Source organism: Sulfurisoma sediminicola, assembly GCF_003865015.1.
GTDB lineage: Bacteria > Pseudomonadota > Gammaproteobacteria > Burkholderiales > Rhodocyclaceae > Sulfurisoma > Sulfurisoma sediminicola.
The window spans coordinates 89226-104692 of sequence record NZ_BHVV01000002.1 but is presented as its reverse complement, the minus strand read 5'-3'; the positions used below and the strand labels follow the sequence as shown (position 1 = coordinate 104692).

At 67.9% G+C, this 15467-nt stretch carries 12 protein-coding genes; 4 read left to right on the top strand and 8 right to left on the bottom strand.

Translation table 11 applies throughout. The features are described 5' to 3' along the window. The 3 genes from EJE94_RS04525 to EJE94_RS04515 are packed head-to-tail and all read left to right on the top strand — an operon-like array spanning position 1 to position 2951. On the top strand, positions 1-480 hold the full coding sequence (locus EJE94_RS04525; protein ID WP_121240634.1) for a VOC family protein: 480 nt from the start codon (positions 1-3) through the stop codon (positions 478-480). Positions 481-482: 2 nt separating this feature from the next. Further along, positions 483-1571 (top strand): alkene reductase, encoded by a 1089-nt coding sequence (locus tag EJE94_RS04520; protein WP_121240272.1) that lies wholly within the window; start codon positions 483-485, stop codon positions 1569-1571. Between the two features lie 12 nt (positions 1572-1583). Further along, positions 1584-2951, top strand: a complete 1368-nt coding sequence (locus tag EJE94_RS04515; RefSeq protein ID WP_124962394.1) for a carbohydrate porin — start codon at positions 1584-1586, stop codon at positions 2949-2951. 3 nt (positions 2952-2954) lie between these two features. Here EJE94_RS04515 and EJE94_RS04510 read toward each other — a convergent pair whose 3' ends face one another. From EJE94_RS04510 to EJE94_RS04490, 5 genes are read right to left on the bottom strand one after another with little or no spacing between them, the layout of a single operon-like run. Next, positions 2955-3728, bottom strand: a complete 774-nt coding sequence (locus EJE94_RS04510; protein WP_121240270.1) for a transporter — start codon at positions 3726-3728, stop codon at positions 2955-2957. 17 nt (positions 3729-3745) lie between these two features. Continuing rightward, complete coding sequence (locus EJE94_RS04505) at positions 3746-5008, bottom strand: TolC family protein (RefSeq protein WP_121240269.1); 1263 nt, start codon at positions 5006-5008, stop codon at positions 3746-3748. Then, the gene (locus tag EJE94_RS04500; RefSeq protein ID WP_121240268.1) at positions 5005-5316 is read right to left on the bottom strand and encodes a DUF3240 family protein; all 312 of its coding nucleotides are present in this window, start codon (positions 5314-5316) and stop codon (positions 5005-5007) included. The genes EJE94_RS04505 and EJE94_RS04500 overlap by 4 nt, the downstream gene beginning before the upstream one ends. Beyond that, positions 5313-8384 (bottom strand): efflux RND transporter permease subunit, encoded by a 3072-nt coding sequence (locus tag EJE94_RS04495; RefSeq protein WP_121240267.1) that lies wholly within the window; start codon positions 8382-8384, stop codon positions 5313-5315. The genes EJE94_RS04500 and EJE94_RS04495 overlap by 4 nt, the downstream gene beginning before the upstream one ends. 1 nt (position 8385) lies before the next feature. Continuing rightward, the gene (locus EJE94_RS04490; RefSeq protein WP_121240266.1) at positions 8386-9486 is read right to left on the bottom strand and encodes an efflux RND transporter periplasmic adaptor subunit; all 1101 of its coding nucleotides are present in this window, start codon (positions 9484-9486) and stop codon (positions 8386-8388) included. Between the two features lie 102 nt (positions 9487-9588). Here EJE94_RS04490 and EJE94_RS04485 point away from each other — a divergent pair, with 102 nt between their 5' ends. After that, the gene (locus EJE94_RS04485; protein ID WP_121240265.1) at positions 9589-10497 is read left to right on the top strand and encodes a cation diffusion facilitator family transporter; all 909 of its coding nucleotides are present in this window, start codon (positions 9589-9591) and stop codon (positions 10495-10497) included. 89 nt (positions 10498-10586) lie between these two features. On the opposite strand, the gene accC is transcribed toward EJE94_RS04485, so the two are convergent. The 3 genes from accC to meaB are packed head-to-tail and all read right to left on the bottom strand — an operon-like array spanning position 10587 to position 15160. Continuing rightward, complete coding sequence (gene accC / locus EJE94_RS04480) at positions 10587-12575, bottom strand: acetyl-CoA carboxylase biotin carboxylase subunit (protein WP_121240264.1); 1989 nt, start codon at positions 12573-12575, stop codon at positions 10587-10589. A gap of 20 nt (positions 12576-12595) precedes the next feature. Further along, positions 12596-14128, bottom strand: a complete 1533-nt coding sequence (locus EJE94_RS04475) for an acyl-CoA carboxylase subunit beta (RefSeq protein WP_121240263.1) — start codon at positions 14126-14128, stop codon at positions 12596-12598. A gap of 15 nt (positions 14129-14143) precedes the next feature. Then, complete coding sequence (meaB, locus tag EJE94_RS04470; protein WP_121240262.1) at positions 14144-15160, bottom strand: methylmalonyl Co-A mutase-associated GTPase MeaB; 1017 nt, start codon at positions 15158-15160, stop codon at positions 14144-14146. Positions 15161-15467: the final 307 nt, after the last annotated feature.

Genomic DNA, 15467 nt, shown 5'->3' with positions numbered 1-15467 from the left:
ATGAGCCAGGACAGGCCATTCAAGGTGCTGGGCATCCAGCAGATCGCCATCGGCGGACCGTCGAAGGATAGGCTGAAGACGCTGTGGGTCGACAAGCTCGGGCTGGCCGTCACCGGCAATTTTGTCTCGGAGCGCGAGAACGTCGACGAGGACATCTGCGCCATGGGCGCCGGGCCGTTCAAGGTCGAGGTCGACCTAATGCAGCCGCTCGACCCCGAGAAAAAACCCGCGGTACACACCACGCCGCTCAATCACGTCGGCCTCTGGATCGACGACCTCGCCAAGGCCGTGGAATGGCTGACCGCACAGGGCGTGCGCTTCGCTCCCGGCGGCATCCGCAAGGGCGCGGCGGGCTTCGACATCTGCTTCCTCCACCCCAAGGCCAGCGACGAATTTCCGATCGGCGGCGAGGGGGTGCTGATCGAGCTGGTGCAGGCCCCGCCGGAAGTCATCGCCGCCTTCAAACAACAGGGAGCCTGATCATGCTGTTCGACAAATTCACCAACGGCGCCGTCACCTTCGCCAACCACATCGTCATGGCGCCGATGACGCGCTGCCGCGCCGACCACGCCGACGCGATCCCCAACGCCATGATCGTCGAATACTACCGCCAGCGCGCCGCCGCCGGCATGATCCTGTCCGAGGGCGTGCCGGTCTCCGACCGCGCCCGCGGCTATCTCGGCACGGCAGCCCTGTGGACCGAGGAACAAGCCGCCGGCTGGAAGAAGGTCACCGACGCCGTGCATGCGGCGGGCGGCCAAATCTTCGCCCAGCTCTGGCACTGCGGCCGCATCGCCCATTCGGCGCTGCACGCCGACTCCAGCCCTCCCGCCGGCGCCTCGAACAAGGCGGCGGCCAACAGCCAGACCTTCGTCATCCTCGATGGCCAGCCGGCGATGGTCGACTGCGAGGCGCCGGCCGCATTGTCCACGGCCGAGGTCAAGGACGTGGTGCAGCAGTTCGCGCACAGCGCCTGGCTCGCGCAGAAGGCCGGCTTCGACGGCGTCGAGATCCACGGCGCCAACGGCTACCTGATGGACCAGTTCCGCTGCCCCGTGCTCAACGACCGCAAGGATCAATACGGCGGCACGCTGGAGAATCGCTACCGCCTGCTGCTGGAGATCGTCGACGTCGTCGCCGAGCTGTTCGAGCCGCGCCGCATCGCCGTGCGCCAGTCGCCCTACGGCAACTTCAACGACATGCTGCCCGACCCCGATCCGCTGGTGACCTACCCGTATCTGGCAGCGGAGCTCGACCGGCGCGAGATCGGCTTCCTGCACGTCTATGACCAGAGCGCCTCATGGATCCACGACGCGGCGCATCCGCTGATGGCGGCGCTGCGCGCAGCCTACCGCGGCGCCATCATCGCCTGCGGCGGCTTCGACCGCGCCAGAGCGGAGGCCATCCTCGCCCGCGGGCACGCCGACCTGGTCGCCATCGGCAAGCCCTTCATCTCCAACCCCGACCTCGTCGCGCGGCTGCAGCAGGGCAAGCAACTGACGCCGTTCGACCAGGCAACGTTCTACGCCGGCGGCGCCAAGGGCTACATCGACTACCCCGCGGCCGACTGAGAGACGACCGCCTTGCGTCGACTCATCGTCGCCGCGTCCGCAGCAGTGCTCCTCGGTGCGGTCGCGGCGACGGCGGCGGAGAACGGCGCGGCACCTGACACCCCCGCGCCACCAGCGGAAGAGGCCGCTCCCGATTACGCCGCCACGACCCTGAGCGGCGACTGGGGCGGTTTGCGCGCGCACCTCTACAAGGCCGGACTGACGACGGAATTCATCTGGAAGCTCGATGCCCTTTCCAACAGCCGCGGTGGCATCCAGAGCGGTGACGAAGTCATGGGCAACCTTGACTCCAAGTTCAAGCTCGATCTCGACAGGCTGCTTGGCTGGAACGAGGCCACCGCCTACCTGCATGTCATCGCTCAGCAGGGCGGCAAGTTCAACGCGCGCCATGTCGGCAGCACGCTCGGCGTATCGAACATCGAGACGCCGACCAATACCACCAAGATTCTCCATGGCTGGCTGCAGAAGAACTTCGACGCCGGTCGTGCCTCGCTGCTCGCCGGCCTCTACCCGATCGACTCCGAATTCTCGGTCCTCGACTCGGCCGCGGTCTTCGTGCAGCCGCCCTATGGCGCATCGGGCGAGCTGGCGCTGACGCGCGGGCCGTCGATCTTCAACACCTCGAGCTTCGGCTTGCGCGGCAAGCTGGTGTCGGACGACCAGACGCTCTACGCGCAGGCCGCCGTGCTCGACGGCGTGCCGGGCGATCCCGTCAATCCCAAAGGTACGCATGTGCAGTTCAACAAGGGCGACGGCAGTTTCACCATCGCGGAGATCGGCTGGATGCCGGCGGAGTTCGGCCACGCCTTCGAGCCCACCCAGCCCGCCGCCGTGCCGCAGACGCCGGCGATGGTGGTGCACGAGCGCTATGACACCATCGCGAAATATGCGGTCGGTGCATGGCGTTACACGGCCAAGGCCGACGATCTTTTCGCCGTCGACGCCGCCGGCACTCCGCTGCGCCAGCCGAGCTGGGGCGCCTACCTGCTGGCCGAGCGCACGCTGTTCCGCCTCGACGGCAATCCGCTGCGGCGGCTCGCGGTCTTCGGCCGCTACAGCATGACCGACGGACGGTCGAGCGCCTTGCGCGACGCGTTCAATGTCGGCGTCAGCGTCCGCGGCATCGCGGCGAGTCGCGAAGATGACCATTTGGGCATCGCCTTCACGCGCGGGCGCTACGGCGGCGCCTGGCGCGAAGCCCAGGCGGCGGCCGGCAACGAGACGGTGAATTCGGAGGACGCCGTCGAGGTGCACTACCGCGCCCAGATCAGCCGCAAGTTCTACCTCCAGCCGCTGTGGCAGCGCATCGAACATCCGGGAGGCGACCGCACCGTGAAGAATGCCGACATCCTCGGCCTCAGGTTCGAGCTGGTGATCTGACGTCTACCAGAGCCGGGCAGTGAGGTAGGTCACGCCGAGGAACGCCGACCAGTTCGGCGCAGCCTCGGTCAGGCGGCCGTCCACGCCGAAGTCGAACACCAGGCGTTTCGTCATGGCGTAGCCGAGGGCGGCCAGCCACTGGCTCGAGGTCGCGTCGCCGCGCCGGTAGCTGCTGGACAGCTCCAGCGCGGCGGACCAGCGTTCGCCGAGCGGGCGCGACGCGGCGACGGCGCCGGCATACTGCCAGCGCGCCATGCCGGCGGTTTCGAGACCCAGCCGGGTCGCCCCGAGATTGGCGTCGATGCGCACATCGCCGATGTCGCGGCTGTAGATGCCGTTCATGACATAGTCCTGCTTGCCCGTGCCGAGCCCGTTCGATGCGGTGGCGAACTTGGCGCCCCATTCGAGGCCGAAGGCCGCGTCCTCGCCCGCGCCCCAGTGGTGCTTGAAGGTCAGCGTGGTGTCGCCATGGCCGCGCGTGCGCACACCCGCGGCATCGGTTTCGCCGAGGGCGGCATCGCCGCCCAGCAGGATGCCGAAGTCTTCGCTGAAGGCGAGCTTCAGCAGCCACGGCGTCGAGTCCTGCCAGGCAGCGTCGCCGCCCTTGCTGCGCGTGTGGCCCGCCTCGACCTCCAGCCAGCCCGGCGCAGACAGTTCGGCCGGATTGGATACCGTGGGCCGGTAGGGCGTGGCCGCCGGCGGTTCCTCGGCCCGTGCCGGCGATGCGCAGAGGCAAAGCGCCAGCAACAGCGTGGCGGTCAGGGCGGAAGAGGTCATCCGCGCATTATCGCGTGTCACTGCGGCGGCGTGCCGTCGGCGCCGGCCTCGTCCATATCCCACAGTTCGTGGGCGTCGAGCAGCAGTCGGTAGCGCGCCTCGTTGGCGTCGAGCTGCGCCTGCGTCGCCGCCAGACGCGTCTCGATCGCCTGGCGCCGGGCCTGCTGCAGGTCGGAGAACTGCCCTTCGCCGAGACGCCAGGCCTTCTCCAGCAGCCGCGCGTTGTCCTCCATGCGCGCGGCGACGTCGGCCAGGCGCTGCCATTGCACATGGGCGCTCCGCGCCAGGCTCAGCGTGCGGCGCGCCTCGGCTTCGACCTTGGCCAGCGCCAGCGCCTCGCGCGCGGCGGCGGCATCGGCCTCGGCGCTGCCGGCGCGCGCGGTCGCGGCGCGCGCCTCGCCCGGCAGGGGAATGCTCACGTGCAGGCCGACGATGCGTTCCTGGCCGTCGCGTTCGGAGGCGTACTTCACGCCGAGCGTCGGATCGGGCAGGCGCTCGGCGTCGAGCCGTTGCGCCATGAGTCGGCCGCGCCGGGCGGCGGAACGGGCGACGCCGAGTTCATGGTTGTGGGCGAGGATGCGCTCGCGCCAGGCTTCCGGCGAGGCCTCCGCGCCGGCAAGGGCCTGCGGCGTCTGCCGCGGAACCTCGGCGGGCAGCGTTATGCCCGGGAACTGCTGTGCCAGCTCGTCGGCAACCCGGTCAAGCCGCGAACGCGCCTGCGCCAGCTGCGCCTCGGCCTGCGCCAGCTGCGCCTCCGAGAGCAGGGACTCCAAGCGCGGCGTGTCGCCGGCGCCGACTTTCTTCAGCACCGCGCCGTGCAGCGCGCGCAGCGTCTCCGCCTGCGCCGCCCATTCGCGGACCGCGGCGGTCTCGCGCTGCCATTCGAACCAGCGGGAGAGCAGCAGCCGCGCGCTCTCGTGCAGGGCGTCGCCCAGCACGAGCTGCGCCTGCTCGACCCCGGCCGCGCCAATTTCTGCGTCCTTGCCTGCCTTTCCCGGCAAGCGCACGGCGCGCTCGACACCGACCTCGTATTCGCGGTAGGTGACGTCGAGGGGGCGATCCTGGCGCTGCTGGCTCAGCAGGCGCAGCGCGAACTCGTGCGGGCCCGCCTCGAGCCGGTCGCGGCCGGCGTTCTCGGCGCGCAGGCCCGCCTCCGCCACGCGCACCGTCGGATGCTTGCGCAGCGCCTGCGCCACCTGCGCGGCGGGCGGCAGATCGGGGAAGTCGGCAGCGACTGCCGCCAGGGGCAGGGCCAGGGCCAGCAGCAGAGAGCGTTTCATGCGAGCGTCCCCGCTGCGGTGACCGGCGACAGCCGCCAGACCACGTCGCCGCTTGGCAGTTCGGCGCGCAGTTCGCGCAGCAGGTCGTCGACGTAGTTCGCGTCCAGCAGGATCTCGATCTGCACGCGCTCGGCGCGGCCGCGCACCTGCTCGGCCGCGCTTTCGATGCGATCGGGATCGCCGTGCCCCTCGACCGGGTGGGTGACGAAGGGGCCGACCCACTGCGGATGCTGCAGCAGATGGTCGAGGATGCGCGCTTCCAGCGCGCGCGGCAGGGTCAGTTTGAGGCAGGCGTCGAGGCGTTTCATTGGGCTCCCCAGCGACGGTAGAGGATGGGCAGCATCACCAGCGTCAGCAGCGTCGAGGTGACGAGCCCGCCGATGACGACGATGGCCAAAGGCCTTTGGATTTCCGAGCCGGGACCGCTGGCGAACAGCAGCGGCACCAAGCCGAAGGCGGCGATCGAGGCCGTCATCAGCACCGGCCGCAGGCGCCGCTTCGAACCCTCGATCACCACGCGCTCGAGCGGCATGCCCAGCGCCCGCAGCTGGTTGAAGTAGGAGATCAGCACCAGGCCGTTGAGCACGGCGATGCCGAGCAGTGCGATGAAGCCGACCGATGCCGGCACCGAGAGATACTCGCCGGCGATCAGCAGCGCAAAAACGCCGCCGATCAGGGCGAACGGAATGTTGACGAAGACCATCGCCGCCTGCCGCACCGAACCGAAGGTGGTGAACAGGATATGGAAGATCAGCGCCAGCGCCACGGGCACGACCAGCATCAGGCGCTTGGCGGCGCGCTGCTGGTTCTCGAACTGGCCGCCCCAGGCCAGGCGATAGCCCGCCGGCAGCTTGACCTCGGCAGCGACCTTGGCCTTGGCCTCCTCGACGAAACCGACCAAGTCGCGTCCGGTGACATTCGCTTGGATCACGACGAGGCGTGCGGCGTTTTCGTGGTCGACCTTCACCGGCCCGGCGACGCGTTTGAGGCTGGCCACGGCCGACAGCGGCACGGTCTCGCCGTTGGGCAGCGCCAGATGCACGCCGGCGAACAGGGCCGGCGACATGCGCACTTCGTCGCTGCCGCGAATCACCAGCGGCGTGCGGCGGCCGCCTTCGAGCACCAGCCCCAGCGACTGGCCCTCGACCTGGGCTCGCAGCGCGGTGGCGATGTCCTCGATGGAGAGCCCGAAACGCCCGGCCATCAGGCGGTCGACGTCGACGGTGAAATACTGCACGCCCTCATTCTTGACGGTGAGCACGTCCTGCGCACCGGGCACGGTCTTGAGCAGGCCGGCGATCTTCTCGGCCAGCGCGTTGAGTGCGGCGAGGTCGGTGCCGAACACCTTGATCGCCAGATCGCCGCGCGTGCCGGTGAGCATTTCGGAAACGCGCATCTCGATCGGCTGGGTGAAGGCGATGTCCATGCCGGGGAACTCGGCCAGCACCTTGCGGATCTCGTCGGTCAGCCATTCCTTGTCCGGCCGGCGCCATTGCTCGCGCGGCGCCAGCACGAGGAAGCTGTCGGTCTCGTTGAGGCCCATCGGGTCGAGGCCGAGTTCATCGGAACCAGTGCGGGCGACGATGTCCTTGATCTCCGGCACCCGTTCGAGCAGCGCCTTCTGCACCGCCATGTCCGTCTGCGCGCTCTGTTCCAGGCCGATCGAGGGCAGCTTGGCCAGTTGCATCAGGATGTCGCCCTCGTCCATCGTCGGCATGAAGGTCTTGCCGAGCAGGAAGAAGGCGGCGACCGTCGCAGCGAGCGCCGCCACCGCCGTCATGATCACCTTGCGGGAATTGGCGAGGCTCCAGGCCAGCAGCGGTTCGTAAAGCCGCATCGCCTGGCGCGGCAGCCACGGCTCGTGGTGCCCCGCCGTCGGCTTCAACAGATACGACGTCAGCACGGGAATCACGGTCAGCGACAGCAGCAGCGAGCCCGACAGCGCGAAGACGATGGTCAGCGCCACCGGAATGAAGAGCTTGCCCTCCAGCCCCTGCAGCGTCAGCAGCGGCAGGAAGACGATGACGATGATGGCCATGCCCGACACCACCGGTTCCGTCACCTCGCGCACGGCGCGATAGATGCGATGGAGGAAGGGCAGCTTCGCGCCCGCCGGCTCGGCGAGCTGACTCTCGACGTTCTCCACCACCACTACCGCGGCATCGACGAGCATGCCGATGGCGATGGCCAGTCCGCCGAGGCTCATAAGGTTGGCCGACATGCCGAAGGCGCTCATCAGGATGAAGGTCACCAGCGCAGCGAGCGGCAGCACGCAGGCCACGGCGATGGCGGCACGCAAATTGCCGAGGAAGGCCAGCAGCAGCACCAGCACCAGCACGATGGCCTCGTACAGCGCCTTCGACACCGTGCCGACGGCGCGATCCACCAGGGCGCCGCGATCGTAGAAGATCTTCGTCGTCACGCCCGGTGGCAGCGAAGGCGCGATCTCGGCCAGTTTGGCGCGCACGCCCTCGACCACGGTGCGCGCATTGGCGCCGCGCAGGCCGAGCACCAGGCCCTCCACCGCCTCCTCCTTGCCGCCGCGGGTGACGAAGCCGTAGCGGGTCAGGCTGCCGATGCGCACCGTCGCCACGTCGCCGACGCGGGTGACATGCGGCGGGTGCGTCGTATGCGGATCGGGCACGAGGATGGCGCGCAGGTCGTCGAGCGTCTTGACGCTGCCCTCGACCCGCACCAGCAGCGATTCCTCGCCATCGGTGAGGCGCCCGGCGCCATCGTTGCGGTTGTTGGCCTCGAGCGCGCGGCGCAGGTCGTTGAGGGTGAGGCCGCGCGCCTTCAGCGCAAGCAGGTTGGGCACCACCTCGAAGCTGCGCACATGGCCGCCCAGGGCATTGACGTCGGCGACGCCCGGCAGCGTGCGCAGCTGCGGCCGAATCACCCAGTCGAGCAGGCTGCGCTTCTCCGCCAGCGACAGATTGCCCTCGACGGTGAACATCAGCATCTCGCCCAGCGGCGTGGTGATCGGCGCCAGCCCGCCGGAAACGTCGGCAGGGAAATCCTTCATCGCGGTCACCAGGCGCTCCGATACCTGCTGCCGCGCCCAATAGATGTCGGCCCCATCCTCGAAGTCGAGGGTGATGTCGGCGATCGCGTACTTGGCCACGGCGCGCAGGCTGCGCTGCTTCGGAATGCCGAGCATTTCCAGCTCGATCGGCATGACGACCCGCGCCTCGACTTCCTCCGGCGTCATGCCCGGCGCCTTGACGATGATCTTGACCTGGGTCGAGGAGACGTCGGGAAAGGCGTCGATCGGCAGTCCGCGGAAGCCGTAGATGCCGGCGCCGACCAGCAGCAGCGTCGCGATCAGCACCAGCAGGCGCTGGGTCAGCGCGAATTCGACCAGCTTCTGCAACATTTCACTGGCCTCCGCCGAGGCCCAGCCAGGAAGCCTTGAGCGTGGCTACGCCCTTCACCGCCAGCCGGGTGGCAGCGGGGAGGTCGGCCGCCACCATCGCGGCGTCGGGTGCCTCGTAGAGCACCGTGACGGCAACCGGACGGAATCCGCCGGCCGCCTCGACGAACACCCAGATCAGCCCCCGGTGGCGAACCAGCGCCGACGGAGGAACGCGCCAGGTCCGCTCAGCCAACAGCTGCGCCGAGGCAATTTCCGTTTGCACGTACTGGAAGGGCCGGATGCAGCCGTCGGGCTTGCGCAATTCCGCGCGAATCAGCAGCGACTGGCTGGTGGTCTGCATGTGCGGCGCGACCAGAATAACCCGACCGGACAGGGCACAGCCCGGAATGCTGACGGCATCGCCACGCGCGATGCCGGCCGCCTGCGCCGGCGCCGCCTGTATTTCCAGCCAGAGCGGGGCAAGCCGGCCCAGCTTGAACAGCGGCGTCATGGCGTCAACGCGGCTGCCCGGCTGGGCGGCAGCCTCGATCACCACGCCATCGAAGGGGGCACGGATCTCCGCGCTGCCCGACATGGTTGGCGACCCCGCCCCGGGGGCTGCTGCACCGGCGAGTTGCAAAGCCTGGCGCCTCTCGGCGAGAAGCAGGGCAGCCTGCCGTTCGGCCGCACGGGTAGCCGAGAGGCGCCCCTGGGCGATGATGCCATCGGAGAAGAGGTTTTCGTCGCGCCGCAGATTTTCGGCGGCAAGACCGGCCTGTGCCTGGGCGTTGGCATAGTCGCGCTGCAATTCGAGCAGCTGCGCCCCTCGCAGACGCGCCAGCAACTGGCCTTTCTTCACCGTCTCGCCGTAGGCGACACTTACCGCACCCACCATGGCCGGCAACGGCGCGGCCATGACCTCGATCTGCGACGGGGGCACTACCACCTGAGCCGGCAGACGGATGGCTCCGCCCGCCTTCATGTCGGCGAGGGTGGATGTAACCACCCCGGCACGGCTAAGCTGTTCCGGGGTGAGCCGGACCAAATCGTCGGCGGCGCAGGCGGGGCTCGCCAGCAGCGGCAGGAGGAGGATGCAAAGAAAGCTGCGAAGTGGGGCGGCCATGTGGACCCTTTGGCGTCTTTGAGTGGCGCGATTGTCGTGTCGCCCGATTAAGGCTTCCTTAAGGTTGGACCAAGTGTACCAGCCGCTAGAATGGCCCCTGCCATGCAACCTACTTCGCTCAAGCGCTACGCCTGGCTGTCCATTGCGGCAGCGCTATCCACCATCCTGCTCAAGGGCATCGCCTGGCGGCTGACCGGTTCGGTCGGCCTGTTGTCCGATGCCATCGAGTCGTTCGTGAACCTCGCGGGGGCGCTGATGGCCCTGTGGATGCTCACGCTGGCGGCGCTGCCGGCAGACGACGACCACGCCCACGGGCATGGCAAGGCCGAGTATTTCTCCAGCGCGTTCGAGGGCTTCCTTATTCTTCTGGCCGCGTTGAGCATCGGCTATGCCGCCGTCGACCGCCTGCTCCATCCGCAGGCGATCGAGGCCATCGGCATCGGCCTGGCCGTGTCGGTGGCGGCATCGATCATCAACCTGGCCACCGCCCGCATCTTGTTGGGAGTCGGCCGCAAGCACCGCTCCATCACGCTGGAGGCCGACGCCCATCACCTACTCACGGATGTGTGGACGTCCGCCGGAGTCATCGTCGGCGTCGGGCTGGTCTGGCTGACGGGATGGCTGTGGCTGGACCCGGCCATCGCCCTGCTGGTGGCGGCGAACATCGTCTGGACCGGCTGGCAACTGATGCACCGCTCGGCGGCGGGTCTGATGGACGTGTCGCTGGCAGCGCCGGAACTCGGGCAGATCGAGGCGGTACTCGACGGCTACCGCCGGCAGGGCCTGGACTTCCATGCGCTGCGTACCCGCCAGGCGGGCAGCCGCGCCTTCGTGACCCTGCACGTCCTGGTGCCGGGGCAATGGACTGTGCAGCATGGCCACGACTGGTCGGAACGGATCGAGGCCGACATCCGTGGCGCCGTGCCTTACGCCCATGTGACGACCCACCTGGAGCCGCAGGAAGATCCGCTTTCCCATCTCGACCGGGATCTCGACCGGCCGCCACACTGATCCTGCGCCGTATCGCCATCCGCTACGGCGAGGAGAGCGTTTCTTGCTCGACCGCCTTGTAGCGCAGTTGCTTTATCAGCGCCGACTTTTTACCTGAAGGCGATGATGGCCTGATCGACGGCCAGGCTCTCGCCCGGATTCGCCAGCAGCTTGTCCACCACGCAGTCGCGCTCGGCCTTGAGCACGTTCTCCATTTTCATGGCCTCGATCTTGGCCAGGATCTCGCCGGCCTTGACCTCCTGGTTCGCCTGCACCGCGATGTGGGTCAGCAGCCCCGGCATCGGCGACAGCAGGAACTTCGACATGTCGGGCGGCGCCTTTTTCGGCATCAGCGACTGCAGGCGCGCCGCGCGCGCCGTCATCACCAGGATGTCGGCCTGGGTGCCCCAGTGGAACAGGCGGTACTTGAGGCCGCGGCGCTCGACCTGCATGCAGAACGGCTCGCTGTTGATGCTGCCCTGGTAGAGCGCCTGGCCGAACTGCCAGTCGCTGCGGATCTCGTAGAGGTCGCCGGCGAAGGTGACGTTCCAGCCGCCCGCGGCCTCGAGCACCCTAACTTCATGGTCGCTGCCGTCCTCGAGGCGCACGACGAAGTCCGCGCCGGGCCGGTACTCGTGACCCGGCATCTGGCCGCTGATGTGGGCGTTGCGGGCGAGATACTGGCGGTGCATGGCGGCGGCGACGGCGATCAGCATGGCCGGATCGTCGTGCGGCACGTCGGCGGCATTGAAGCCCTTGGGGTATTCCTCGGCGATGAGGCCGGTGTTGAAGTTGCCGGAGACGAAGCGCGGGTGCTGCATCAGCGCGGCCTGGAAGGCGATGTTGCTGGCCACGCCGCGGATGACGAAGGCATTGAGGGCGTCGCGCATTTTGGCGATCGCCTGGTCGCGCGTCGAACCATGCACGATCAGCTTGGCGATCATCGAATCGTAGTACATCGAGATCTCGCCGCCCTCGTAGACGCCGGTGTCGACGCGCACGCCGTTCACCTCGGGCGGCGGCGCGTATTTCACCAGGCGTCCGGTCGAGGGCAGGAAGCCGCGGAACGGGTCCTCGGCGTTGATGCGGCACTCCATGGCCCAGCCGTCGAGCCGGAGGTCGGCCTGGGCGAAGGGCAGTTTCTCGCCGGCGGCGACGCGGATCATCAACTCGACGAGGTCGACGCCGGTGATGAGTTCCGTCACCGGATGCTCGACCTGCAGCCGCGTGTTCATCTCGAGGAAGTAGAAGCTCTTGTCCTTGCCGACGACGAACTCGACGGTGCCGGCCGACTGGTAATCGACGGCCCGCGCCAGCGCCACGGCCTGCTCGCCCATGGCCTTGCGGGTGGCGGGATCGAGGAAGGGGCTCGGCGCCTCCTCGATGACTTTTTGATGGCGGCGCTGGATCGAGCATTCGCGCTCGTGCAGGTAGACGCAGTTTCCATGCGCATCGCCGAGCACCTGGATCTCGATGTGGCGCGGCTCCTCGACGTACTTCTCGATGAAGACGCGGTCGTCGCCGAAGGCGTTCTTGGCTTCGGTCTTGCACGAGGCGAAACCTTCGTGCGCCTCGCGGTCGTTGTGGGCGACGCGCAGGCCCTTGCCGCCGCCGCCGGCCGAGGCCTTGATCATCACCGGGTAGCCGATGCCCTTGGCGATTTCCACGGCCTGCTCGGGCGAGTCTATGGCCTCGTTGTAGCCGGGGATGGTGTTGACCTTCGCCGCCATCGCCAGCTTCTTCGACTCGATCTTGTCGCCCATCTTGGCGACCGAGTAGTGCTTGGGACCGATGAAGACGATGCCCGACTCTTCCAGCCGGCGCGAGAACTCCTCGTTCTCGGAGAGGAAGCCGTAGCCGGGGTGCACGGCCTCGGCGCCGGTCTGCTTGCAGGCGGCGATGATCTTGTCCATCAGCAGATAGGACTCCTTCGACGGCGGCGGGCCGATGCAGACGGCCTCGTCGGCCATCTCGACATGGCGGGCGTCCTTGTCGGCCTCGGAGTAGACGGCGACGGTGCGGATCCCCATCTTCTTCGCGGTCTTCATCACCCGGCAGGCGATCTCTCCCCGGTTGGCAATCAATATTTTCTTGAACATGGTCTGTTTCTCCCCGGCGCTCACAGCGGAATGTTGCCGTGCTTACGCCACGGATTCGAAATGGCCTTGTTGCGCAGCATCACCAGCGAGCGGCAGATGCGCTTGCGCGTTTCGTGCGGCTGGATCACGTCGTCGATGAAGCCGCGGGCGCCGGCGACGAAGGGATTGGCGAACTTGGCCTTGTACTCCTGCTCGCGCGCCGCGACCTTGAACGGATTGTTCTTCTCCTCGCGGAAGATGATCTCCACCGCGCCCTTGGGCCCCATCACCGCGATCTCGGCCGACGGCCAGGCGAAGTTAACGTCGCCGCGCAGGTGCTTCGAGGCCATCACGTCGTAGGCACCGCCGTAGGCCTTGCGCGTGATCAGCGTGATTTTGGGCACGGTGCACTCGGCATAGGCATAGAGCAGCTTGGCGCCGTGCTTGATGATGCCGCTGTATTCCTGCGCCGTGCCCGGCATGAAGCCCGGCACGTCGACGAAGGTGATGATGGGGATATTGTAGGCGTCGCAGAAACGCACGAAGCGCGCCGCCTTGATCGACGACTTGATGTCGAGGCAGCCGGCCAGCACCATCGGCTGGTTGGCGACGATGCCCACCGTCTGCCCCTCCATGCGGCCGAAGCCGATGACGATGTTTTTCGCATGGTCGGGCTGCAGTTCGAAGAAGTCGGCATCGTCCACCGTCTTGATGATGAGTTCCTTGATGTCGTAGGGCTTGTTGGCGTTGTCCGGCACCAGGGTGTCGAGCGAGTGGTCGAGCCGCTCGGCCGGGTCCGCCGTCGGGCGGATGGGTGGCTTTTCCCTGTTGTTGAGCGGCAGGTAGTTGAAGAAGCGGCGCAGCATCAGCAGGGCATCGACGTCGTTCTCGAAGGCGAGGTCGGCGACGCCGGATTTCGTCGTGTGCGTCGTCGCGCCGCCGAGTTCCTCGGCCGTCACCTCTTCGTGGGTCACGGTCTTCACCACCTCGGGACCGGTGACGAACATGTAGGAAGTGTCCTTGACCATGAAGATGAAGTCGGTCATCGCCGGCGAATAGACGGCGCCGCCGGCGCAGGGGCCCATGATCAGCGAGATCTGCGGGATCACCCCGCTGGCCATGACGTTGCGCTGGAACACCTCGGCATAGCCGCCGAGCGCGGCGACGCCTTCCTGGATGCGCGCGCCGCCCGAGTCGTTGAGGCCGATCACCGGCGCGCCGACCTGCATCGCCTTGTCCATGATCTTGCAGATCTTCTCGGCGTGGGCCTCGGACAGCGCGCCGCCGAACACCGTGAAGTCCTGCGAGAAGACGAACACCATGCGGCCGTTGATGGTGCCGTAACCTGTCACCACGCCGTCGGAGGGCACCTTGTTGTCGGCCATGCCGAAATCGACGCAGCGGTGCTCCTTGAACATGTCCCACTCTTCGAAGGTGCCGTCGTCGAGCAGCAATTCGATGCGCTCGCGTGCCGTCAGCTTGCCCTTGTTGTGCTGGGCGTCGATGCGCTTCTGGCCGCCCCCGAGGCGGGCCTGTTCGCGCTTCCTCTCCAGTTGCTGAATGATTTCATGCATGGTGTTACTCCCCGGCTAATCGTAGTTCGGTGTTTCGTAATCGTGGCTCAGGCAGCCCAGCAGTTGCTGCGCGGCAGCGGCCGGCGTCACCGTGCCGCCGTCGACCGCGTCCAGCAGCTGAGGCAATGCGGCACGCACGCCCGGATGGTCGCGGAAGCGCGCGCGTAGGCCCGAGTCGATCAGCTGCCACATCCAGGCCAGAGCCTGGTGGCGCCGCTTGGCCACCAGCGCGCCGGCGGCTTCGAGCGCGGCACGGTGGGCCGCGACGCTCTGCCAGAATTCGGCGAGGCCCTCGTTCTTCGCGGCGCTGGCCTTGAGCACCGGCGGCTTCCAGTGTGCCGAGGCCGGACGCAGCATGGTCAGCGCCGTGCGCATCTGCGCGGCGGCCATTTCGGCGGCATGCCGATCGATGTCGGCCTTGTTGAAGACCACGATGTCGGCCAGTTCGACGATGCCCTTCTTGATCGCCTGCAGGTCGTCGCCTGCGTTGGGTAGCTGCAGCAGCACGAAGACGTCGGTCATGCCCGCTACTGCGGTCTCCGACTGGCCGACACCGACGGTCTCGACGATCACGACCTCGTACCCTGCCGCTTCGCACAGCAGCAGTGCCTCGCGCGTCTTCTCGGCAACGCCACCGAGGGAGCCCGACGACGGGCTCGGCCGGATGAAGGCCTCGGGGCGCTGCGACAGACGTTCCATGCGGGTCTTGTCGCCGAGGATGGAACCGCCGCTGATGGTGGAAGATGGATCGACCGCGAGCACCGCGACGCGCTTGCCCTGGTCGATCAGGAACAGGCCCAGCGCCTCGATGAAGGTCGACTTGCCGACGCCCGGCACGCCCGAGATGCCGACGCGTACGGCACCGCCGCTCCGCGGCAGCAAGGCGGCGAGCAGGTCCTGGGCGCGCGCCTGGTGGTCCAGGCGGGTCGATTCGATCAGCGTGATCGCCTTGGCCAGCGCGCGGCGCTCGCCGGCCAGCACGCCGTCGATCAGCGCGCGATCGGTTTCACCGGCAATGTCCGGCGCGTTCATTTCAGTGGCTCCATTGCGCTTGGTGCCAACCGCGACGGATGAAGCACGAGTGAAGATCCGAGCGCGCCACGGACGATGGGTGGCCAACGCTGCTCATGTCCTCCGAGCCGGGCCGGGCCCGGCTCTCCTCCTTTACTTCGCTGCGTTGGCCACCCACCGCCCCTGGCGGGAACCACCGGTGCCTCTTGACCTCCAAACAACCACTGCGCTGCCCGATCGGGCCGGCGGGGTGCTCTGCAGAGCGAAGTAAAGGAGGGCGTAGGCAGGGTTTCGCGGAGCACTGCTCCGCGCTGCCGAAGCCGGGAGA